This window comes from Variovorax sp. WDL1 (assembly GCF_001541225.1).
Taxonomy (GTDB): Bacteria; Pseudomonadota; Gammaproteobacteria; order Burkholderiales; family Burkholderiaceae_C; genus Variovorax.
Genome location: NZ_LMTS01000155.1, coordinates 1 through 368 on the forward strand (window position 1 = coordinate 1; position 368 = coordinate 368).

Below are 368 nucleotides of genomic sequence, written 5' to 3' on the forward strand. Positions count from 1 at the left end.
AGAGGCGGCTGGTCCCAGCTCGCCATTCCCTGATCCAACTGGAGGAATCACGTCATGAACCAGCTACTGCCGCAGGAAGTTGTCGATCAGATCGTCCGGGAAGAACGGCATTTCAGCGCCGCGCCCCAAGCCTTTTTCGAGGCATGGAAGCGTGGTGTCGAGATCGCCGGCCCGCAATGGTTTGGCGATGGCACCCGTGAAGGTCTGAACCAGGCCAAGAGCAAATGGGATCTGCGTCCCGACATGCTGCGCCTCAACGACGCCCTCGGCGTCCTGAGCAGCGGGGAACGCATGTTCCTGTCCGCGATGGTCAGCTTCTACAACGCGCGCGAGGGCGGTGCCATGCTCAAGCGCTGCCACTTCAACGG

The 368-nt window shown here is 62.0% G+C and carries 1 protein-coding gene; it reads left to right on the top strand.

The annotated features are described in order from the left end of the window. Positions 1–54: 54 nt before the first annotated feature. Positions 55–368, top strand: a 314-nt coding sequence (locus APY03_RS20635) for a hypothetical protein (RefSeq protein WP_068679623.1), incomplete at its 3' end; no start/stop codon positions are given.